This is a genomic window from Aquamicrobium sp. LC103 (genome assembly GCF_001014615.2).
Classification (GTDB): domain Bacteria; phylum Pseudomonadota; class Alphaproteobacteria; order Rhizobiales; family Rhizobiaceae; genus LBCQ02.
In genome coordinates this window covers 68775-89895 of the sequence record NZ_LBCQ02000011.1, presented here as the reverse complement: position 1 = coordinate 89895, position 21121 = coordinate 68775, and the positions used below count along the sequence as shown (strand labels likewise).

19 protein-coding genes are annotated in these 21121 nt (G+C 64.9%); 6 read left to right on the top strand and 13 right to left on the bottom strand.

The genetic code is table 11. The features are described 5' to 3' along the window. Positions 1-186: 186 nt before the first annotated feature. Genes fabA through fabI form a run of 3 tightly spaced genes read left to right on the top strand, consistent with a single transcriptional unit; the run spans position 187 to position 2803 of the window. Positions 187-702, top strand: a complete 516-nt coding sequence (gene fabA / locus XW59_RS20900) for a 3-hydroxyacyl-[acyl-carrier-protein] dehydratase FabA (protein WP_047147797.1) — start codon at positions 187-189, stop codon at positions 700-702. A gap of 54 nt (positions 703-756) precedes the next feature. Next, positions 757-1977 (top strand): beta-ketoacyl-ACP synthase I, encoded by a 1221-nt coding sequence (gene fabB / locus XW59_RS20895; protein WP_047147699.1) that lies wholly within the window; start codon positions 757-759, stop codon positions 1975-1977. 13 nt (positions 1978-1990) lie between these two features. After that, a complete protein-coding gene (fabI, locus tag XW59_RS20890) occupies positions 1991-2803 on the top strand; it encodes an enoyl-ACP reductase FabI (RefSeq protein ID WP_047147700.1) in 813 nt (270 codons plus the stop codon). Between the two features lie 19 nt (positions 2804-2822). Here the strand turns inward: fabI and XW59_RS20885 are convergent, their stop codons facing one another. Continuing rightward, positions 2823-3842, bottom strand: a complete 1020-nt coding sequence (locus XW59_RS20885) for a class I SAM-dependent methyltransferase (protein WP_348639326.1) — start codon at positions 3840-3842, stop codon at positions 2823-2825. Between the two features lie 199 nt (positions 3843-4041). On the opposite strand from XW59_RS20885, the gene XW59_RS20880 reads away from it, so the two are divergent. Together XW59_RS20880 and XW59_RS20875 are read left to right on the top strand one after the other, a co-directional pair. Then, on the top strand, positions 4042-4332 hold the full coding sequence (locus XW59_RS20880; RefSeq protein WP_047147701.1) for a metalloregulator ArsR/SmtB family transcription factor: 291 nt from the start codon (positions 4042-4044) through the stop codon (positions 4330-4332). 28 nt (positions 4333-4360) lie between these two features. Further along, positions 4361-5476, top strand: a complete 1116-nt coding sequence (locus XW59_RS20875; protein ID WP_137327067.1) for an alkene reductase — start codon at positions 4361-4363, stop codon at positions 5474-5476. A 249-nt stretch (positions 5477-5725) separates the two neighbouring features. Here the strand turns inward: XW59_RS20875 and pnp are convergent, their stop codons facing one another. The 10 genes from pnp to rimP all read right to left on the bottom strand — a co-directional run bounded on the left by pnp (position 5726) and on the right by rimP (position 18604). After that, positions 5726-7876, bottom strand: a complete 2151-nt coding sequence (gene pnp / locus XW59_RS20870) for a polyribonucleotide nucleotidyltransferase (RefSeq protein ID WP_047147703.1) — start codon at positions 7874-7876, stop codon at positions 5726-5728. 292 nt (positions 7877-8168) lie between these two features. Further along, positions 8169-8438, bottom strand: coding sequence for a 30S ribosomal protein S15 (gene rpsO, locus XW59_RS20865; RefSeq protein ID WP_047147704.1), 270 nt, complete (start codon positions 8436-8438; stop codon positions 8169-8171). Between the two features lie 170 nt (positions 8439-8608). Then, positions 8609-10327, bottom strand: coding sequence for a sensor histidine kinase (locus tag XW59_RS20860; protein ID WP_246666158.1), 1719 nt, complete (start codon positions 10325-10327; stop codon positions 8609-8611). Positions 10328-10410: 83 nt separating this feature from the next. Continuing rightward, a complete protein-coding gene (gene corA, locus XW59_RS20855; protein WP_170990196.1) occupies positions 10411-11466 on the bottom strand; it encodes a magnesium/cobalt transporter CorA in 1056 nt (351 codons plus the stop codon). Positions 11467-11557: 91 nt separating this feature from the next. Continuing rightward, positions 11558-12541, bottom strand: a complete 984-nt coding sequence (gene truB / locus XW59_RS20850) for a tRNA pseudouridine(55) synthase TruB (protein ID WP_047147706.1) — start codon at positions 12539-12541, stop codon at positions 11558-11560. Next, positions 12541-12948 (bottom strand): 30S ribosome-binding factor RbfA, encoded by a 408-nt coding sequence (gene rbfA / locus XW59_RS20845; protein ID WP_047147707.1) that lies wholly within the window; start codon positions 12946-12948, stop codon positions 12541-12543. The genes truB and rbfA overlap by 1 nt, the downstream gene beginning before the upstream one ends. A gap of 108 nt (positions 12949-13056) precedes the next feature. Continuing rightward, positions 13057-15633, bottom strand: coding sequence for a translation initiation factor IF-2 (gene infB / locus XW59_RS20840; RefSeq protein WP_047147708.1), 2577 nt, complete (start codon positions 15631-15633; stop codon positions 13057-13059). Further along, entirely contained in the window at positions 15630-16289 is a 660-nt protein-coding gene (locus tag XW59_RS20835) for an RNA-binding protein (RefSeq protein ID WP_082137736.1), read from the bottom strand. The genes infB and XW59_RS20835 overlap by 4 nt, the downstream gene beginning before the upstream one ends. A gap of 27 nt (positions 16290-16316) precedes the next feature. Then, positions 16317-17933: a transcription termination factor NusA gene (gene nusA, locus XW59_RS20830; RefSeq protein ID WP_047147710.1), complete on the bottom strand. Its 1617-nt coding sequence runs from the start codon at positions 17931-17933 to the stop codon at positions 16317-16319. A gap of 50 nt (positions 17934-17983) precedes the next feature. Continuing rightward, entirely contained in the window at positions 17984-18604 is a 621-nt protein-coding gene (gene rimP, locus XW59_RS20825) for a ribosome maturation factor RimP (protein ID WP_047147711.1), read from the bottom strand. Positions 18605-18920: 316 nt separating this feature from the next. Between rimP and XW59_RS29410 the strand changes: the two genes are divergently transcribed. Continuing rightward, positions 18921-19085 carry a hypothetical protein gene (locus tag XW59_RS29410; protein WP_170990194.1) on the top strand — a complete coding sequence of 55 codons (165 nt, stop codon included), beginning with the start codon at positions 18921-18923 and terminating at the stop codon, positions 19083-19085. A 31-nt stretch (positions 19086-19116) separates the two neighbouring features. On the opposite strand, the gene XW59_RS20820 is transcribed toward XW59_RS29410, so the two are convergent. Then, entirely contained in the window at positions 19117-19815 is a 699-nt protein-coding gene (locus XW59_RS20820) for a tRNA (guanine(46)-N(7))-methyltransferase TrmB (protein WP_047147712.1), read from the bottom strand. Positions 19816-19832: 17 nt separating this feature from the next. Then, positions 19833-21107 carry a methionine adenosyltransferase gene (gene metK / locus XW59_RS20815; RefSeq protein WP_047147713.1) on the bottom strand — a complete coding sequence of 425 codons (1275 nt, stop codon included), beginning with the start codon at positions 21105-21107 and terminating at the stop codon, positions 19833-19835. Positions 21108-21121 lie beyond the last annotated feature (14 nt).

Here is a 21121-nt window from a genome sequence, read left to right as displayed (position 1 = left end):
CCGCCTTTTCAACATATATTCCGTGAAGGTGAAGCGATCAATAGCGGCACATTGACCGCCGGGCACCCACGATATAAGCCCTTCGGCGGTTTCCTGCGGGAAACACTCTGTGATAGGGGAATGGCGTCGGCCGAGGAAAATATCAAAGGTCGCGACGCGTCGAAACGGGGACGAAACGGAAAAGAGATGGCTGAACGCAAATCGAGCTACACATATGACGACCTTCTCGCCTGCGCGAAGGGCGAATTGTTCGGCCCGGGCAACGCGCAGCTTCCCTACCCCCCGATGCTGATGTTCGACCGCATCACCGAGATCAGCGAGACCGGAGGCGCATTCGACAAGGGCTATGTGCGCGCCGAGCTCGAAATCCGGCGGGACCTCTGGTTCTTCCCCTGCCATTTCATCGACAATCCGATCATGCCCGGCTGCCTCGGCCTCGACGCGATGTGGCAGATGACGGGCTTCTTCCTCGGCTGGCTCGGCGAGCCCGGCAAGGGCATGGCGCTTTCCACCGGCGAGGTGAAGTTCAAGGGCATGGTCACCCCGAAGGTCAAGAAGGTCGAATACGGCGTGGATTTCAAGCGCGTGATGCGCGGCCGGCTCGTTCTCGGCACCGCCGACGGCTGGCTCAAGGCCGACGGCGAGACCATCTATACGGCGACCGACCTTCGCGTCGGCCTCGCCAAGCAGGAAGCGGCGTAAGCCCTCCGGCTTTGCCATCAACGGCCGCGGGCCTTGCAAACAAAGGAAAGCCAGATGAGACGAGTGGTTGTCACCGGTCTAGGCATCGTATCCTCCATCGGCAACGACGCCGACGAGGTTCAGGCTTCGCTGCGGGATGCGAAGTCCGGCATCACCTTCTCCGACGATTTCGCCGAGCACGGCTTCCGCTGCCAGGTCTGGGGCGCGCCGACGCTGGACCCGACCGAACTGGTCGACCGCCGCGCCATGCGCTTCCTGCACAAGGGCGGCGCGTGGAACCATGTCGCCATGCAGCAGGCGATCGCGTCCGCCGGTCTGGAGGAGAGCGACGTCACCAACGAGCGTACCGGCATCATCATGGGCTCGGGCGGACCGTCGACCCGCACCATCGTCGAGGCGGCCGAGATCACCGAGAAGAACAACAGCCCCAAGCGCATCGGGCCGTTCGCCGTGCCGAAGGCGATGTCCTCCACGGCCTCGGCCACGCTTGCCACCTGGTTCAAGATCCACGGCGTGAACTATTCGATCTCATCGGCCTGCTCGACCTCCGCGCACTGCATCGGCAATGCCTACGAGCTGATCCAGTGGGGCAAGCAGGACATGATCTTCGCCGGCGGCCACGAGGATCTCGACTGGACCATGTCGAACCTGTTCGACGCAATGGGAGCCATGTCCTCGAAGTTCAACGACAGGCCGGCCGCGGCTTCCCGCGCCTATGACATCAACCGCGACGGCTTCGTGATCGCCGGCGGCGCCGGTGTGCTCGTGCTCGAGGAACTGGAGCATGCCAAGGCGCGCGGCGCGACGATCTATGCCGAGGTGGTCGGCTACGGCGCGACTTCGGACGGCTACGACATGGTGGCTCCTTCGGGCGAGGGAGCGGTGCGCTGCATGAAGCAGGCGCTCGCGACCGTGCAGGGCGACGTCGACTACATCAACACGCATGGCACTTCCACGCCTGTCGGCGATTCCAGGGAAATGAACGCCATCCGCGAGGTGTTCGGTGAGAAGATCCCGCATATTGCCTCCACCAAGTCGCTGACCGGCCATTCGCTGGGCGCCGCCGGCGTGCAGGAATCGATCTATTCGATCCTGATGATGCAGGGCGGCTTCATCGGCGAGAGCGCGCATATCGAGGAGCTCGATCCGGAATTCGAGGGCATGCCCATCGTGCGCAAGCGCATCGACGACGCCAGGATCGACACCGTGCTGTCGAACTCCTTCGGCTTCGGCGGCACCAATGCCACGCTCGTTTTCCAGCGTTACAACGGCTGAGGATATACTTCCCATGGAAGGATTGATGAAAGGCAAGCGCGGCCTCGTCATGGGCGTCGCCAACGACCATTCGATTGCATGGGGCATCGCCCAGCGCCTCGCCGAGCACGGCGCCGAGATGGCCTTCACCTATCAGGGCGAAGCCTTCGGCCGCCGCGTGAAGCCGCTGGCGGAGAAGGTCGGCGCCTCGCTGGTGCTGCCCTGCGACGTCGAGGACAGCGCCAGCGTCGATCAGGTTTTCGACACGCTCAAGGCCGAATGGGGCACGATGGACTTCATCGTCCACGCGATCGGCTTTTCCGACCGCAACGAGTTGAAGGGCCTCTACGCCGACACCACCAAGGACAATTTCGTCCGCACCATGGTGATCTCCTGCTACTCCTTCACCGAGGTGGCGCGGAAGGCGGCGGCGCTCATGCCGGACGGCGGCTCGATGATCACGCTCACCTATGCGGGTTCGGTGCGCGTCATGCCCAACTACAACGTCATGGGGATCGCCAAGGCGGGGCTGGAGGCGAGCGTGCGCTATCTCGCCAACGACTACGGCCCGCGCGGCATTCGCGTGAACTGCCTGTCGCCCGGCACGGTGCGCACGCTGGCGGGCGCGGGCATTTCGGACGCGCGGATCATGTATTCCTACCAGCAGCGCAATTCCCCGCTGCGGCGCAACGTGACCATCGAGGACGTCGGAGGCTCGGCGCTTTATCTGCTCTCGGATCTGTCCTCCGGCGTGACTGGCGAAATCCACTATGTGGATTCGGGCTATCACGTCACGTCCATGCCCTCGCTTTCCGAACTCAAGCGCACCGACACCGGCGAGAGTTGATCTCGCCGGCCGCCGGTCCTCAGCGGATTGCCCAGAGAATCTTGAAGCGTTCGTCGCGGCATATTTCGCCATGCCGCGCGAATTTCGCCTGCAGCACCGCTTCGTAGGGCAGCGGCCTGTTGGCGACGAGGAGAAGGCGGCCGCCGGGCTTCAGCGCCGCCGACGCCGTCTGGATCATGCGCTCGCCGATCGAGGGTTCGGCCGCCCTGCCCTGATGGAACGGCGGGTTCATCACGACGAGATCGTAACGCCGCTCGACCTTCTCGCTCAGCAGGTCGTGCCAGAAGACGCGCGCGGGCACGTCCGGAGCGAGCACGGCGAGATTCGCCTTCGCGGCCTCGCTTGCCGTGAAGCCGGCCTCGTAGAGGTCGAGCGCCGAAAGCCCCGCCGCACGCTCCGCCACTCGGACCGAGAGATAGCCCCACCCAGCGCCGAAATCCGCCACCGCGCCCTTGATGTCGGCCGGCAGATTCCCGGCGAGAAGCCGCGAACCGGCATCGACCCGGTCATGCGAGAACATGCCGGGCGCGGTGCGGAACCTGCCTTCGACCAGCATCGCCGGATTGGCCGCCTCGAGCGCCGACGCGGCCGCGAGATCGTCCGATCGCGTCAGCCAGAAGACGACGCCATGGTGCTTCGATGCGTGTCCCTCGATCTCCATCAGCCCGCCGAGGCGCTTGCGCAGGCTGGCGGCCCCCTCGGTCTTGCCGCCCGCGATGACGACCCTGCTCCCCGGCTTGACGCGGCGCAGGGCGTCGGCGACCCAAAGCTCGTTCTGCCCGCGATGGCGGCCGCACAGCACCAGCGCGAGATCGTAGCCGTCGCCGCTAGCCTCCGAAGCCGCCGGATAGCCGGACTTTACGAGATCGAGGAAGAAGGGGCGAAAATCCTGAACCGGGAAGAGCGCGGCGCGAAAGCCCGTAGGCGCCCGGAAACCGGGGGGCGGATTGAAGATCAGCACGCGCTCCGTCGACCAGGGAAGCGGCAGCATTTCCGCCTCGAACGGATGGAAGAGCGTCCTTGCATGTCCTTCGCTCACGAAACTTCCCTTATCTGAAACCATTGCGGTCGTCATTCCCGCTCGCGTGCCGAAAATCAAGCGAACAAATGGAATGCCGGCGGGACGGCCTTGCTCGAGGGAAAAGATTTTCTCGACATCGCAGCCACAGCGACCACCACATGCCTTTATATCGTCTCCCGACGATATATATATCGGTAGAAATCAATGTGGACCGACCATGGACAAGGATGCCGTTCTCAAAGCCGTCGCGCACCCCGTGCGCCGGAACATGCTCGCCTGGCTCAAGGAACCGGAGAAGCATTTCAGCGGCCAGGAGCACCCGCTGGAGATGGGCGTGTGCGCCGGCCAGTTCGAGAAGTGCAAGCTGTCCCAATCGACCGTATCCACCCACCTCGCCGTGCTCACCGCCGCCGGGCTCGTATCCAGCCGGCGCGTCGGGCAATGGGTTTTCTACAAGCGCGACGAGGCGGCGATCGCCGCCTTCCGCTCCTCGCTCGACGATCTCTAATCCCCCTAAAACCGTGAAAGGTTCTTTGATGGCCACTCTTTTCGACCCGACCAGGATCGGCGACATCGACGTCGCAAACCGCTTCGCCATGGCGCCGCTGACGCGAAACCGCTCCCCCAACGCGGTTCCGACGGAGCTCTCGGTGACCTATTACAGCCAGCGCGCCACGGCCGGCCTGCTGATCACCGAGGCGACGGCGATCAGCCATCAGGGCCAGGGCTACGCCGACGTGCCGGGCCTCTACGCGCCGGAGCAGCTCGCGGCGTGGCGCAAGGTCACCGACGCCGTGCACGCGGAGAAAGGCAAGATCGTCACCCAGCTCTGGCATGTCGGGCGCATTTCCCACGACACACTGCAGCCGGGCGGCGGCAAGCCCGTCGCTCCGTCGGCGATACGTGCGAAATCGAAGACCTATCTTGTCAACGAGGACGGCACCGGCGCATTCGCGGAGACCTCCGAGCCGCGCGCGCTGGAGGCGGGCGAACTGCCCGGCATCGTGGAGGACTATCGGCGCGCAGCACGCGCGGCGGTGACCGAAGCGGGCTTCGACGGCGTCGAGATCCATGCCGCGAACGGTTATCTGATCGACCAGTTCATGCGCTCGGGCAGCAACCATCGCACCGACCAATATGGCGGTTCGATCGAAAACCGCACGCGGTTTTTGTTCGAGGTCGTCAAGGCCGTCGTCGAGGAGGTGGGCGGCGGCCGTGTCGGCATCCGGATTTCGCCGGTGACGCCGGCCAACGATGCTTCCGATCCCGACCCGCAACCGCTGTTCGAGCATGTCGCGGCGGGGCTCGGCGCCTACGACCTCGCCTATATCCATGTCATCGAAGGCGCCACGGGAGGCGACCGTGCCTTCCGGCAGAGTGAGAAGCCGTTCGACTACGAGGCCTTCAAGACGGCCTACCGCAACGCCGGCGGCGCCGGCGCATGGGTCGTCAACAACGGCTATGACAGGCAACTCGCCGAGGACGCGGTTTCGAGCGGCCGGGCGGACATGGTCGCCTTCGGCAAGCTCTTCATCGCCAATCCGGACCTGGTGCGCAGGTTCAAGGACAAGCTTCCGCTCAACGAGCCGCGGAAGGAGACGTTCTACGGCGGCGGTGCCAAGGGCCTGATCGACTATCCCTTCGCGGCTTAGGGCAGTTCAGGTTTTCACCGAAACGCCCCCTCCCCCCATGAAAACGGGGGAGGATCCACGGTGCGGCCGTCCGCGACGCCGATTCCTCCCCTGCGGAGCGGGACCACGCGAAGCGTGGTGGAGGAGGCGTTCCAAGCGACGATTCCATTTCATCCGGAAACGCCCGGGAGCGATTTCCCCGCCACGACAAGAAAGGGGCGCGACCTTGCGGTCGCGCCCCTTCTTTCGTTTGAACGGAGATGCCTGGAATCAGGCGTCGGCCTCCTCGGCGTCTTCCTTCTTCTTCTCGCGCGCGATCTCCTTGCCGGTCTCCTGGTCGACGACCTTCATGGAGAGGCGCACCTTGCCGCGCTCGTCGAAGCCCATGAGCTTGACGTAGACCTTGTCGCCTTCCTTGACGACGTCGGTGGTCTTGGCGACGCGCTCGTTGGAGAGCTGCGAAATGTGGACGAGACCGTCCTTCGGGCCGAAGAAATTGACGAAGGCGCCGAAATCGGCGGTCTTGACGACCGTGCCCTCGTAGATCTCGCCGACTTCCGGCTCGGCCACGATGGTGTGGATCCACTTCTTCGCCGCCTCGATCTCCTTGGCGTTGGAAGAGGCGATCTTGACCGTGCCGTCATCCTCGATGTTGATCTTGGCGCCGGTCTTCTCGACGATCTCGCGGATGACCTTGCCGCCCGAGCCGATCACGTCGCGGATCTTGTCGGTCGGTATGGTCATGACCTCGATGCGCGGCGCGAACTCGCCGAGTTCCGAACGACCCTCGGTGATGGCCTTCGCCATCTCGCCGAGGATGTGCTCGCGGCCGCCCTTGGCCTGGTCGAGGGCGATCTTCATGATCTCCTCGGTGATGCCGCTGATCTTGATGTCCATCTGCAGCGAGGTGATGCCGGCATCGGTGCCGGCGACCTTGAAGTCCATGTCGCCGAGATGATCCTCGTCTCCGAGAATGTCGGAGAGAACCGCGAAGCGATCGTCTTCCTTGATCAGGCCCATGGCGATGCCCGCGACCGGCTTGGCGAGCGGCACGCCCGCATCCATCAGCGCGAGAGAGGTGCCGCAGACCGTCGCCATCGAGGACGAGCCATTGGATTCGGTGATCTCCGAGACGACACGCAGCGTGTAGGGAAACTGCTCGGCTCCCGGCAGCATCGGACGGATCGCGCGCCAGGCAAGCTTGCCGTGGCCGATCTCGCGGCGGCCGGGCGAACCCATGCGGCCGGTCTCGCCCACCGAATAGGGCGGGAAGTTGTAATGCAGCATGAACGTTTCCTTGTACGTGCCGGTCAGCGCATCGATGAACTGCTCGTCCTCGCCGGTGCCGAGCGTGGCAACGACGATCGCCTGCGTCTCACCGCGGGTGAACAGCGCCGAGCCGTGGGTGCGCGGCAGGATGCCGACTTCCGACACGATCGGGCGAACGGTCGACAGGTCGCGACCGTCGATGCGCGAGCCGGTGTCGAGGATGTTCCAGCGAACGATCTTCGCCTGAAGGTCCTTGAATACCGAACCGATCTGCTCCGGCGTCCACTTGGGCGCTTCGTCCTCAGCCGGCGTGAAATGCGCCTTGACCTTGGCCTTGACTACGTCGACGGCAGCGTAGCGCTCGGCCTTCTGCGTGTTCTTGTAGGCTTCGCGCAGTTCGCCCTCGACCAGCTTCAGCATTTCCGCTTCCAGCTCGTCATAGGTCGGCGAGGTGAACTCGCGCGGCTCCTTGGCGGCAACCTCGGCAAGCTTGATGATCGCGTCGATCACCGGCTGGAACGCCTTGTGGCCGAACATGACAGCGCCGAGCATGATATCCTCGGGAAGCTCCTGGGCTTCCGACTCGACCATCAGGACTGCATCCGACGTGCCGGCAACGACGAGGTCGAGCTTGGACTCGGGCATTTCGTCGAGATGCGGGTTCAGGACGTATTCGCCGCCGATGTAGCCGACGCGCGCGCCGCCGATCGGCCCCATGAAGGGCACGCCAGAAAGCGTCAGAGCAGCCGAGGTGGCGACGATTGCGAGGATGTCCGGATCGTTCTCGAGGTCGTGCTGCACGACGGTGACGACGATCTGGGTGTCGTTCTTGTAGCCGTCGGCAAAGAGCGGGCGGATCGGGCGATCTATAAGACGCGACGTCAGCGTCTCCTTCTCGCTCGGGCGACCTTCACGCTTGAAGAAGCCGCCGGGAATCTTGCCGGCCGCGAAGGTCTTTTCCTGGTAGTTGACGGTCAGCGGGAAGAAGTCGAGGCCCGGCTTCGGCTCCTTCATGGAAACGACGGTCGCGAGCACCACGGTTTCGCCGTAGGTCGCGAGCACCGCGCCGTCAGCCTGACGTGCGATCTTGCCGGTTTCCAGAATGAGGGGGCGGCCGCCCCACTCGATTTCCACTTTGTGGTGATTGAACATGTCTTGTCCTCGATGAGGGAACGGGTCGCGCCATATCCTTCGGCGCACGGAAACGTTCCCTGGCTTCGTTTGCGGACGAGCCACGGGCAAGACAACGGGACGCTTCGTGTATCAAGGGCGGCGGAAACCGCCAAAAGCGCCCTGCAATCCTGCCCCATGACCTGTCCCATGGGCGGCTCCGGATACTGCCTTTCCGATAATGCGGAGCCGGGCGGGCCTTGGGGTTCTTATCCCCGATCGACGGCCCTGATGATCGACCGGCGGGCCGTCGGGGCCCGCCGGTCAAACTTTCTTAGCGGCGCAGGCCGAGCTTCTCGATCAGCGTCTGATAGCGGCCTTCGTCCTTGCCACGGAGGTAGTCAAGGAGGCTGCGGCGCTGGGAAACGAGGGCGAGCAGACCACGGCGGGAATGGTTGTCCTTCTTGTGGTCCTTGAAATGCTCGGTCAGGTTCTTGATGCGTTCAGACAAGATTGCGACCTGGACTTCCGGGGAACCGGTGTCGCCCTGCTTGGTCGCGAATTCGCTCATCAGTTCCTGCTTGCGCTCTGCGGTTATCGACATCGCGTTTTTCCTTTCGATTTTGAGGAAACGGGTCGCCCATAGCCAGGATGTCGTCCAGCAAGGGCCGTTCAACATGACGCCTCATGGCGCGATGCTGCGGCGCATATAGTCGATAATGGAGGCAATTTCCAGCTAAATAACCAGTATCGGACGGCGGATGCGGGCCCTCTTCATTCCGCCGGGCCCGAAAGCTCGGGCTCGACGCGCTCCAGCGGCATGCGGAACCTGTATTCGATGCCGTCGCGATGCAGCGTCCGCTCGATCTCGGCGTCGAGCGTCCCACCCAGCATGCGCTCGATCACCTCGGTGCCGAAGCCGCGGCTCTCGGCTCGCCTGCGCAGCCGCGGCACGAATTCGCGCCATCGCATCTCCAGGCGGTCGCCCGACCGGCTCCACGACACGACCAGCCGTCCCGACGAGGCGGCGAAGGCGCCGTATTTGGCGGCGTTCGTCGCCAGTTCGTGGATGGCGAGGCCCAGTGTCTGCGCGGCCTGGTTGGACAGGCGGAAGTGATTGCCGTTCACCTCAAGCCGCGAGGCGTCGCTCGGCCTGAACGGCTCGATCTGAGCATTGAGAAGCTCGCGCAGTTCCACGCCCGCGACGCCGCCCGCGACCAGCAGGTCCGTCGAGCGCGCCAAGCCCTGCACGCGCTTCTGGAAACTGTCCTGGAAGGCGGCGAAGCTGCGCGCGGTGCGCGCCGTCTGCTTGGCGATCGACGAGACCACGGTGAGCTGGTTCTTGGAGCGGTGGGCGACCTCGCGCATCAGGAAGCGTATCTCGCTCTCCGCCGCGCGCCTGTCTTGCGCGGCCTGGGCCAGCGCTGCGGAAACCGTGGCGATTTCGGCCACGGGGAAATCGACCGCCTCGACCGCCTCGCCGGCGCCGAGGCGGCGGGCGTCCTGCGCCAGCCGGCGCACAGGCTTGGCAACCTGCCGTCCGAGCGCCCAGGCAAGTATGGCGCCGATAGCTATGATCGCCGCTCCGCCGATCGCCAGCGCCCGCAGCGTCTGCGTCATCGGCGCCTGCACGATCGACGACGGCGCCCAGACGATCACCTCCCAGCCGGTGAGCGACGACCTCGTGGTGATCGTCTCGTAGGTCCGGTCTTCCAGACGCACCCTGCGGCGCACCGTGGTGTCGTTGGGCTCGATGTCCTGCGCAAGGAAGAACGGCTTGCCGATGTCGGAGGACATGTAGGACGAGGCGAGCACTATGTCGTTGCGGTCGACCAGCACGGCGTTCCAGCCGCCGCGAAGGTTCTGGCTCGCCAGCGCCTCGGAGAGCCTCTCGGCGTCCTGAGTCATGACCAGGAGACGGCGCGGCCCCTCCTCGGAGAGCGGCGGCTGAATGACGTTGAAGCCCCAGCGGCTGGCATTGGCCTCGAGCACGCCGTCGGAAACGACAGGCTCGCCCGTGTGCAGCGCCCACGCCGCGGCCGCGGTGTCCTGCAGCCGCCCGAGCGGCAGGCTGTATTCCGACCGCGTGTCCAGAAGCTGGTTCATGTTCTCGTCGACGACGATGAGATGCGCGCCGGTGCCCTCCAGCGCGACCTTCGCACCGTCGTAGAAGCGGCTGAGATCGCTCGCCCCGAGCGACGGAGTGGCGGCGAGCACGCGCAACGTCGTCACCGTGCCCATCAACTGCCGGTCGATCGTTTCGGCGATGGAACCGGCCGTCGCCTCCGCCAGCGTCGTTACGATCTCCTGCTGCGCCTGATTGCTGCGCTGGAGAAGGATGACCGAGAAGATCAGCGCCGGGATCAGCGTCGCCGCCATGAAGAGCGACAGGAAGACGCCGATGGGCAGCGGCAGCAGGCGCGTCCGGCGCGGCGCTTGCGACGACGGCTCGCTCGCAGGCACATTTCCATCGGTGTTGTTCTCGGTGGACAACAGTGTCTGCTCCTGGCATCGAATGAGATCAATCGCGCCCAAGGCGGCGGCGGTTAAGCTACTGATTTAAATCAAGTAGCCGCTTATAGCCACTTTTTCCAGCGGAAGAAGAGAAGGAGGCCGACGCCGGTCGCCGCCATCGACAGGAGCGCGAGCGGATAACCGTAGCGAGCCGACAGTTCCGGCATGTTCCACGGCGAAGAGGCGGGGTCGAAATTCATGCCCCAGACGCCGGCCATGAAAGTCAACGGAATGAAGATCGTCGCCACGATTGTCAGCACCTTCATCACTTCGTTCATCTTGGTCGAGACATTCGACAGATAGAGGTCGAGCAGGCCCGATGTGAGCTCGCGATAGGTCTCGACGATATCGATGAGCTGGACGGCGTGATCGTATGTGTCGCGCAGGTAGAGGCGGACTGTGTCGGGAACAAGGTCGAAATCCTCGCGCGTGAGCGAGGACAGCATTTCGCGCGTCGGCCAGGTGGCCCGCTTCACCACCAGGAGATCGCGCTTTATCGCATGAAGCTGCGAGATGTTATGCGGATCGGGACGGGTGGTGATGAGGTTTTCGAGATCCTCCAGCTCGTCGCCGATCCGCTCCAGCAGCGGGAAATAGGCGTCCAGCACCGTGTCGATTATCGCATAGGCGAGATAGGCCGGACCGCCGCGACGCATCCGCCCCTGCGGGGCGCGCAGGCGCTTGCGCACGGGATCGAGGCAGTCGCCCGCCCGCTCCTGGAATGTCACCACGTGCCGGTCGTCGAACAGCACGGCGAGCTGTTCCTTGGAGCCGACGTCCTGTCCGTCCGTCATGTGCAGGAAGACGAGGGCATGGTCGCCATAGACGTCCATTTTCGGCCGCTGACCGGTATTGTGGACGTCCTCGAGCGCGAGCGGGTTGATGTCGAAGATGCGCCCCAGCTCCTCGAGCAGGGCGAGATCGCCGAGGCCGACGACGTCGAGCCACAGCCTCTTGTCGGAGACGACGGCTTTCCCGACATCGGCGATCGACGGCGCCTCGATCTCCTCGACCGTGTCGTCGCCGATCAGCGTCAGCCGCATCGAGGTCGGGCTGGCGCGTTCGTCGGGGATAAGCGTGCCCGGCGGCGCCCCCACCGGGGCACGGCGGCGATGCACCAATCGCTTTCCACTCATGCCTGACTTCGCGTCCTGATGGAATCGGTCTCGCGGAAGAATGCATGCCCCGCGCCGTTCGCGCCAGCGGAAATCAGCCGGTGAAGACGCGTTTCGGCTTGAACGTGCCGGCTTCGATGGCACCGATCGCCACCAGCCTGCCGCGCGCAGTGGCGCAGGCTTCGTCGGCGTCCAGCGGTGCGTCGCGACCGCGTATGATCACCGGATTGCCGAGGCGGATGCGGGCGGCCGCGTCGTCGCCGATGATGACCTGCGGCAGGCAGTCCAGGGCCGCTCCGGTGTCGACGACGAGCCGGTCCAGCGCCTTCCACTCGCTCGGGCCGGGGCGGCGCGAGCCTTCCTGGCCGTCCTCCGCGTCCGCGTTTTCGGCGCGGGCGGCGGCGATCGCCTCCTCGATCATCTCCATGGTGACGAGATCGTCCGGCGTGAAGGGATCGACCTCGGTGCGGCGCAGTTCGGAGATATGGCCATAGCAGCCGAGATCGCGGCCCATGTCGCGCGCCAGCGAGCGCACATAGGTGCCCTTGCCGCATTCGATTTCGAAGATGGCGTGGCCTTCATCGGGCCGTTCGATCAGGTCGAAGCGGGCGATCTCGACCTCGCGCGCCGGTATCTCGACGGTCTCGCCGTCACGGGCGAGATCGTAGGCGCGCTCGCCGGCGATCTTCACCGCGGAGAATTGCGGCGGCGTCTGCATGATCACGCCGGTATATTTCGGCATGGCGGCGCGGATCGCCTCCTCGCTCGGCCGCTCGGCGGAGGTCTTCGTCGCCTCGCCTTCCAGATCGTCGGTGGAGCGTTCCTCGCCCCAGGCAACGGTGAAGCGATAGACCTTCGCGCCGTCCATGACATAGGGCACGGTCTTCGTCGCCTCGCCAAGCGCGATCGGCAGCATGCCGGAGGCGAGCGGGTCCAGCGTGCCGGCATGTCCCGCCTTCTCGGCATTGAACAACCATTTGATCTTCGAGACGGCGTCGGTGGAGCCCATGCCCTTCGGCTTGTCGAGCACCAGCCAGCCGGAAACCGGCCGGCCCTTCTTCTTTCCCCGACGCGCCATCAATCTTCGTCCTTGCCTTCGTCGTCGAGATCGCGCGCCACTTCCGGCGAGCGCAGGAGCGCGTCGATCTTCGCCATGTTGTCGTAACTGGTGTCGAGCCGGAAACGGAACTCCGGCATGTATTTCATCTGCCGCAGCGCGCCCGAGACGCGGCCGCGGATGAACTTCGCATTGCGGGCCAGCGCCTTGATGACCGCGTCGTCGTCCTTCGCGCCCAGCGGCGCGATGAAGGCCGTTGCGATCTTCAGGTCCGGCGACATGCGCACCTCGGAAACCGATATGACGGCCGTCTCGATCACGTCGTCGCGGATGTCGCCGCGCTGAAGGAGATCGGAAAGGGCATGGCGCACCTGCTCGCCGACGCGAAGCTGGCGCTGGGAGGGGCCTGAGCTAGGCAAGCGTGACATTTGCAAATATCCGAAAACGGCGGCGGCCGGGATCGAACCGGCGCGCTCGCATCATCAACTGGAGCGGGCGGCGGAAAAGTCCCGCCGTCCGGTATCTCCCTGCACTGCTTAAAGCGTCCGCTTCACCATCTCGACGCGGAAGCACTCGATGACGTCGCCGGCACGGATGTCCTCGTAATTGGCGAAGGCCATGCCGCATTCCTGGCCGACCGGAACCTCGGCGACCTCGTCCTTGAAGCGCTTCAGCGTCTTCAGCGTACCCTCGTGGATCACGACGTTGTCGCGGATCAGGCGGACGCCCGCACCACGCTCGACCTTGCCTTCGGTCACGCGGCAGCCGGCCACCTTGCCGACCTTGGTGATGTTGAAGACCTCGAGAATCTCGGCATTGCCGATGAAGGTCTCGCGGCGCTCCGGCGAGAGAAGGCCCGACATCGCCGCTTTGATGTCATCCACGAGATCGTAGATGATGTTGTAGTAGCGGATTTCGATGCCGGCCTGCTCGGCCGCGTCGCGCGCCTGCTTGTTGGCGCGGACGTTGAAGCCGATGATCGCGGCGTTCGAGGTCTCGGCTAGCGAGACGTCGCTTTCCGTGATCGCGCCGGCGCCGGAATGGACGATGCGGGCGCGCACCTCGTCGGTGCCGAGCTTGTCGAGCGCGTTGACGATCGCCTCGATGGAGCCCTGCACGTCGCCCTTGATGAGCAGCGGGAACTCCTTGAGGCCCGAGGTCTGGAGCTGCGACATCATCTGCTCGAGCGAACCGCGCTGGCCGGCCTGGCGGGCAACCGCCTTCTCGCGGGCGAGACGCTGGCGATATTCGGCGATCTCGCGGGCGCGCGCCTCGTTTTCGACGACGGCGAAGCGGTCGCCGGCCTGCGGCGTGCCCTGGAGGCCCAGCACCTCGACCGGCATCGACGGGCCGGCATCCTTGAGCTGCTCGCCCCGGTCGTTGACCAGCGCGCGCACCCGGCCCCATTCGTTGCCGGCGACGAGGATGTCGCCGGTGTGGAGCGTGCCGGCCTGCACGAGCACGGTCGCGACCGAGCCGCGGCCCTTGTCGAGCTTGGCCTCGATGACGACGCCCTCGGCGGTGCGGTCCGGATTGGCCTTCAGGTCGAGGATTTCGGCCTGCAGCAGGATCGCCTCGAGAAGCTTGTCGAGATTCGTGCCCTTGGTGGCCGACACCTCGACATCCAGCACCTCGCCACCCATCGATTCGACGAACACCTCATGCTGGAGGAGTTCGGTGCGCACCTTCTGGGCATTGGCTTCCGGCTTGTCGATCTTGTTGATCGCCACGATGATCGGCACGCCTGCCGCCTTGGCGTGATTGATGGATTCGATCGTCTGCGGCATCACGCTGTCGTCGGCCGCCACCACCAGCACGGCGATGTCGGTCGCCTGCGCGCCGCGGGCACGCATGGCGGTGAAGGCGGCGTGGCCGGGCGTGTCGATGAAGGTGATCTTCTGACCGTTCTTCTCGACCTGGTAGGCGCCGATATGCTGGGTGATGCCACCGGCTTCGCCAGAGACGACATTAGCATTGCGGATCGCATCGAGAAGCGAGGTCTTGCCGTGGTCGACGTGACCCATGATGGTGACGACCGGCGAACGCGACTTCAGATCCTCGGTCCTGTCCTCGATGTCGAACAGGCCCTCCTCGACGTCGGATTCCGCGACGCGGCGCACGGTATGGCCGAACTCCGAGGCCACCAGTTCCGCCGTATCGGCGTCGATCAGGTCGCCGGGCTTCATGATCTGGCCCTGCTTCATGAAATACTTGACCACGTCCACGGCGCGCTCGGCCATTCGGCTTGCGAGATCCTGGATCGTGATGGTTTCCGGCAGAACGACCTCGCGGATGATCTTCTCCCGCTGCTCCTGGTGCATGCCGCGCTTGAATTTCTCCTGGCGACGACGCATCGAGGACAGCGAGCGTCCACGTTTGGCGTCGTCGTCGGACAGCGCGGTATTCAGCGTCAGCTTGCCGCGACGGCGATCGTCCTCGCCCTTGGTCTTGACCGGGCGCGGAGCCGCGACCTCGGGCTTGACCGGCCCGCGGCGCACCGCGGCGGCGGCACCGCGCGGCTTCTCTTCCTCTTCGTCCGCTTCCGTCGCGACTGCGGCTTGAGCGGGGGCACGGCGCTTGGCTTCTTCCTCGGCGCGGCGGCGGGCTTCGGCCTCGGCCTTCAAGCGCGCTTCCTCCTCCGCCTGGCGGCGCGCGGATTCCTCACGCTCGCGCTTGCGGCGCTCCTCGTCCTCGGCGCGACGCTGGGCTTCCTCGGCGGCACGCTTGCGCTCCTCGACCTCGCGCACCTTCGAATCCTGCAGCGCGCGGCGGCGGGCGTCCATCTCCTCGGAGGAAAGTTCGTTCAGCACCATGCCGGAGCGCTCGGTCGCAGGCGCGGGCCGCGACGGCTGCGAGGGAGCCGGCGGCGGCGCGGGAGGCGTCGGCTGCGGCTGCGCGCGCGGCTTCAGGCTGACGGGAGCCTGAACGGGCGCCGGCTGCTCGTCGGGCCGCGAGAACTTCCGCTTCTTCGTCTCGACGACGACGGACTTCGTGCGCCCGTGCGAGAAATTCTGCCGCACGGTGCCCTGCTCTATCCCGGGCCGCTTCAGCGTCAACGTCTTCTTGGTGTTGACACTCAGCGTCTTGTCGTCACCCGATTTGGTATCGCTCATTCCGTATCCTCTGCGGCATCATCTGCTTCGCCGGTCGCCGCAACATCCAGCCGGTCTTCCGGGGTTCCGCCCCGATATCGGTCAAGCGCGACCATGCGCTTAAGCACTGCCTTGCCCGTATCCCCGGCGAGCACGGCAGCATGTATCACATTTGTGGCCCCCAATGCCAAACCCAATTCCGCTTCGGAGAAGAGTTTGTAGGCGGGTATATCCGGGCCGCCGGCATATGCAACCGCCCGGCGGGCCTGCGTCATCTTCCGGACGCCGTCCGGAGACGCTTCAACGGCATGCAGGACAAGCATCGCCTTGCCGCCGCGCACCGCACTTTCGACCTTCGTGGCGCCCAACGCAACCTGCCCGGCCTTGCGGGCAAGGCCGAGGAGGCCAAGGGCGGACTTCGCCAGAAGCGAATCGACGAGAAGGCCAAGATCGCCAGCCGGCTGAACCTTGATCTTCAAGGCGCGCGCAAACAGATTCTTGCGCGCGGCCTCGTCGACATGCGTCCGGTCAGCGGTGACCCAGCATCCGCGTCCGGGAAGCTGGCGCTTGAGATCGGGAACGACGGACATGTCCGGCCCCGCCACGAAACGGATCAGCTCTTCCGGCTCGCCCGCGCGGCGCGTCACTATACATGTGCGCTCGTTCATTTCGTTCAAGTGCCTCTCCCTCCGGACGCATGATCATCAGGCTCCGGCGGCTTCCTCTGCCTCTGCGGCTTCGGCTTCGGTTTCGTCCTGCTCGGCGGCGAGGTCCTCTTCCGTTATCCAGCCCATCCGCAGGCGTGCCGCGACGACCATCTGCTCGGCTTCCGCGCGGCCGATGTCGAAATCAGCCAGCACGCCCGCATAGGTCTTGGTCTCGCCGTCCTTGCGCTCCTTCCAGCCGACGAGATCGTCGACCGCGTAGCCGGCAAAGTCCTCGATCGACTTCACGCCGTCCTCGCCGAGCGCCACCAGCATGGCGGTGGTGATACCGGGAAGCTCGCGCAGCTCGTCCAGGACACCCAGTTCCTTGCGCTTCGCATCCTGCTCGGCCTCGATGCGCTCCAGATACTCGCGGGCGCGCATCTGGATCTCGCTGGCGGTGTCCTCGTCGAAACCGTCGATCGAGGAGATTTCGTCGGAATCGACGAAGGCCAGTTCCTCGATCGAGGTGAAGCCTTCCGACGCCAGGACCTGGCCGACCATCTCGTCGACGTTGAGCGCGTCCATGAACAGCGACGAACGCTCGACGAACTCCTTCTGGCGGCGCTGCGATTCCTCTTCCTCGGTCAGGATGTCGATGTCCCAGCCGGTGAGCTGCGAGGCGAGGCGCACGTTCTGGCCGCGGCGGCCGATCGCCAGCGAGAGCTGGTCGTCCGGCACGACGACCTCGATGCGTTCGGCATCCTCGTCGAGCACCACCTTGGCGACTTCCGCCGGCTGCAGCGCGTTGACGATGAAGGAGGCGGCGTTGTCGTTCCACGGAATGATGTCGATCTTCTCGCCCTGGAGCTCGCCGACGACCGCCTGGACGCGGCTGCCGCGCATGCCGACGCAGGCGCCGACGGGATCGATCGACGAATCGCGCGAGACGACCGCGATCTTGGCGCGGGAGCCCGGATCGCGGGCAACCGACTTGATCTCGATGATACCGTCGTAGATTTCCGGCACTTCCATGGTGAAGAGCTTCGCCATGAATTGCGGGTGCGTGCGCGACAGGAATATCTGCGGGCCGCGCTGCTCGCGGCGCACGTCGTAGACATACGCGCGGACGCGATCGCCGTACTTGAAGTTCTCGCGCGGGATCAGCTCGTCACGGCGGATGATCGCCTCGCCGCGGCCGAGATCGACGATCACATTGCCGTATTCCACGCGCTTGACCGTGCCGTTGACGATCTCGCCGACGCGGTCCTTGTACTCGTCGTACTGGCGGTCGCGCTCGGCCTCGCGCACTTTTTGAACAATTACCTGCTTGGCGGACTGGGCGGCGATGCGGCCGAAATCCATCGGCGGAAGCTGCTCGGCGATGAAGTCGCCGACCTGCGCGTCCGGGTTGCGGGTGCGCGCGTCTTCCAGCGAGATCTGGCGGGCATATTCCTCGACGGTCTCGACGACCTCCATCAATCGCTGAAGCTTCATCTCGCCCGTGTTGGGATTGATGTCGGCGCGAATGTTGGTCTCCTGGCCATAGCGCGAACGCGCGGCCTTCTGGATCGCATCGGCCATCGCCGCGATGACGATCTGCTTGTCGATCGCCTTTTCACGCGCGACCGCATCGGCGATCTGCAGAAGTTCTAGCCTGTTTGCACTGACTGCCATCTTAGTAGTCTCCCTGGGCAATTCGTCCGGCAAGGCGCCGGGTGCTCGAATCATTCATCCGTTTCTGCTTCGTCTTCGGCGGCGTCGCCGCCGCTATTCTTCTTGGCCTGCTGACGCGCTTCCTTGTCGCTCTTGAGCGCGTCGCGGATAAGATCGTCGGTCAGGATCAGCCGCGCCTCGGCCACCGCGTCGAAGGGAATGCGCACCGTCGGCTCTTCGCCGTAGCCCATCTTGTCGCGCTCGAGCACGAAGCCCTCGCCGTCCGCGTCGACGATCTTGCCGCGAAACCGCTTCTTGTCGGTGACCATAATCGCGGTCTCGAGCTTCACCAGATGACCCTTCGCCGCCTCGAAATCCGACTTGCGGACAAGCGGCCGATCGATGCCCGGCGAGGAAACCTCCAGATGATACGCCTTCTCGATGGGATCTTCCACATCGAGCACCGGCGACAGCGCGCGGCTGACCTCCTCGCAATCCTCGACGGTCATGGTGCCGTCGTTGCGCTCGGTCATGATCTGCAGCGTCAATCCGTTCTGTCCCGACAGCCGCACGCGCACCAGCCGGAAGCCGATGTCGCGAAGCACCGGCTCGACGATCAGCGCAATGCGCGCGTCGATGCCCGTCTCGCGGATGATCCGGTCGTCGCCATGTTCAGCCTGGGCAGAATTCATTCCATCTCCATCGTCGCCGGCCTGACGCCCTTCGGGTAACAAAAAAGAGCGGGACCGGGTGGACCCACTCTTCGCCATACCGACCAAGAATTTAAGCAGCATATAGACCAGACAGGCCGCGTTATCAAGGGCGGGCGGAGCAAGTGGCGCGCGGATGGAAGCCGGAACAAGCGACCGTTCCTGTCCCCATGCGCCCGCCCATGGTGTTGCACTGCACAAAACGCATGGCTGCCCTGCGCTGCCGGCCCTTCAAGATCGAGGCCTGGCCTCCTATTTATGTTGCATCGCACAATGCGATGCGAAAGGAACGAGAAAAATGTCCAATGGACGTCTGACGCGGGGAATCACCGAATTCCTCGGCATAGTGGGAAGCGCGATCGCCGTATCGGCGGCAACTCGCAACCGTACGCCTGCCCGCGATGCGGACCTGGTCCGCCTCGGTATCGAGCCGGCGCGGTTCCGCGAGATCAAGCGCTTCTAAAGCGGGCCGAAGCCCGCATGCGGCTGCCGGCCTATCTGCGCAGAAATGCGAGATAGGCTGGCGCCCTCCCTTCCCTGACGGCCTTCGCTTCGTAGCGAGTTCCCGGCCACCCCTCATAGGCCAGGCGCCAATCGTCGGGCGACGACGCGATCCATTCGAAGGATGGATGCGCGCGGCAATGCGCCAAAGTCCAGTTCACATAGGTATCGATGTCGGAGGCGAAGCGAAACTTCGCGCCCGTGCGCATGACGCGCGCGAAGCGGTCGAGGTTCGCCGCGCTGACGAAGCGCCGTTTCCAGTGCCGCTTTTTCGGCCAGGGATCGGGATAGAGAAGGTCGATGCCGTCGACCGAGCCCTCCGGCAGCCAGTCCAGCAATCTCGTCGCGTCGTCGTCGTAGACGCGGATGTTGGCGCGCGGCTCGGCCTCCAGTTGGGCCAGAAACTTGGCCATTCCGTTGACGAAGGGTTCGACGCCGATGAAGCCGGTGTCGGAAAACCTGCCGGCTTCGTGATGCAGGTGCTCGCCGCCGCCGAAGCCGATTTCCAGCCTGACGGCACCGACCGCAACCGGAAACAGTTCACGCGGATCGGCGGGCGCGGGTCGATCGAGATCGACCTTCAACGCCGGCAAGAGGCGCGAGACGGCCCCTGCCTGCACCGGCCGCAAGGTCTTGCCGTGCCGGCGGCCGAAGAATGCTTCGGTCGCCCGCTGTCTTCTCTGTTGGGTCATCGATGCTTCCGGCGGCCTCAGGCCGCGACGGCTTCCTTCACCGCTTCCCGCAGCGCCTTGACGAGGTCGGTCTTCTCCCAGGAGAAGGATCCGTCGCGGCCGGCCTTGCGGCCGAAATGGCCGTAGGACGCCGTCTTGGCGTAGATCGGCTTGTTGAGGTCGAGATGGCGGCGGATGCCCGAGGGCGAAAGGTCGATCACCTCGCGCACCGCGCCTTCGATCGCCTCCTCGCTCACCTTGCCGGTGCCGTGCAGGTCGACATAGACCGACAGCGGCTGGGCGACGCCGATGGCGTAGGAGAGCTGGATCGTGCAGCGATCGGCGAGGCCGGCCGCAACCACGTTCTTGGCGAGGTAACGCGCGGCATAGGCGGCCGAGCGGTCGACCTTGGTGGTGTCCTTGCCGGAGAATGCGCCGCCGCCATGCGGGGCCGCGCCGCCATAGGTGTCGACGATGATCTTGCGGCCGGTCAGGCCGGCGTCGCCGTCAGGCCCGCCGATCACGAACTTGCCGGTCGGGTTGATGTACCACTTGCAGCTCTCGGAGATCTTCAGGTCGCCGAGTGCCTCGCGGATGTAGGGCTCTACGACCGCGCGCACCTTCTTGGAATCCCAGCTCGCATCGAGATGCTGGGTGGAGAGCACGATCTGGGTGGCTTCCGCCGGCTTGCCGTTGACATAGCGGACGGTCACCTGGCTCTTGGCATCGGGGCCGAGCTTGGCGGCTTCGCCCTCGCCGGCATGGCGGGCGGCGGCGAGCAGTTCGAGGATCTTGTGGCTGTAGTAGATCGGCGCCGGCATCAGTTCCGGCGTCTCGCGCACCGCGTAGCCGAACATGATGCCCTGGTCGCCGGCACCTTCCGCATTGGCATCGGAAGCCTTGTCGACGCCCTGCGCGATATCGGCGGACTGCGCGTGCAACAGCACGTCGATCTTGCAGGTCTTCCAGTGGAAGCCGTCCTGCTCGTAGCCGATGGCGCGAATCGCGCGGCGGGCGACGGAGCGGAACTTCGAAGGATTGATGAGCGGATGGCCACCGGCGTCGGTCGCGACCTTGCCGGCCTTGTCCTTTTTCAGCAGCGTATCGGGAACGCGAACCTCACCCGCGATGACGACGCGGTTGGTGGTCGTCAGCGTTTCGCAGGCGACACGGACGTCCCAAGGATTCATGCCGACCTTTTTGGCCTCCTTGTAGATCATGTCCACGATTTCATCGGAAATACGGTCGCAGACCTTGTCTGGGTGACCTTCGGAGACGGATTCACTTGTGAAGAGATAATTTAGGCGCGGCACGGGTAACCCCCACT

What these genes read in the sequence shown, in the direction of transcription:
- rimP (WP_047147711.1), bottom strand. Translation starts at nt 18,604, where the DNA reads ATGAATTCTGCCCAGGCTGAACATGGCGACGACCGGATCATCCGCGAG.
- nusA (WP_047147710.1), bottom strand. Translation starts at nt 17,933, where the DNA reads ATGGCAGTCAGTGCAAACAGGCTAGAACTTCTGCAGATCGCCGATGCG.
- infB (WP_047147708.1), bottom strand. Translation starts at nt 15,633, where the DNA reads ATGAGCGATACCAAATCGGGTGACGACAAGACGCTGAGTGTCAACACC.
- XW59_RS20820 (WP_047147712.1), bottom strand. Translation starts at nt 19,815, where the DNA reads ATGACCCAACAGAGAAGACAGCGGGCGACCGAAGCATTCTTCGGCCGC.
- fabB (WP_047147699.1), top strand. Translation starts at nt 757, where the DNA reads ATGAGACGAGTGGTTGTCACCGGTCTAGGCATCGTATCCTCCATCGGC.
- truB (WP_047147706.1), bottom strand. Translation starts at nt 12,541, where the DNA reads ATGGCGCGTCGGGGAAAGAAGAAGGGCCGGCCGGTTTCCGGCTGGCTG.
- pnp (WP_047147703.1), bottom strand. Translation starts at nt 7,876, where the DNA reads ATGTTCAATCACCACAAAGTGGAAATCGAGTGGGGCGGCCGCCCCCTC.
- rbfA (WP_047147707.1), bottom strand. Translation starts at nt 12,948, where the DNA reads ATGTCACGCTTGCCTAGCTCAGGCCCCTCCCAGCGCCAGCTTCGCGTC.
- XW59_RS20880 (WP_047147701.1), top strand. Translation starts at nt 4,042, where the DNA reads ATGGACAAGGATGCCGTTCTCAAAGCCGTCGCGCACCCCGTGCGCCGG.
- XW59_RS29410 (WP_170990194.1), top strand. Translation starts at nt 18,921, where the DNA reads ATGTCCAATGGACGTCTGACGCGGGGAATCACCGAATTCCTCGGCATA.
- fabI (WP_047147700.1), top strand. Translation starts at nt 1,991, where the DNA reads ATGGAAGGATTGATGAAAGGCAAGCGCGGCCTCGTCATGGGCGTCGCC.
- fabA (WP_047147797.1), top strand. Translation starts at nt 187, where the DNA reads ATGGCTGAACGCAAATCGAGCTACACATATGACGACCTTCTCGCCTGC.
- XW59_RS20875 (WP_137327067.1), top strand. Translation starts at nt 4,361, where the DNA reads ATGGCCACTCTTTTCGACCCGACCAGGATCGGCGACATCGACGTCGCA.
- rpsO (WP_047147704.1), bottom strand. Translation starts at nt 8,438, where the DNA reads ATGTCGATAACCGCAGAGCGCAAGCAGGAACTGATGAGCGAATTCGCG.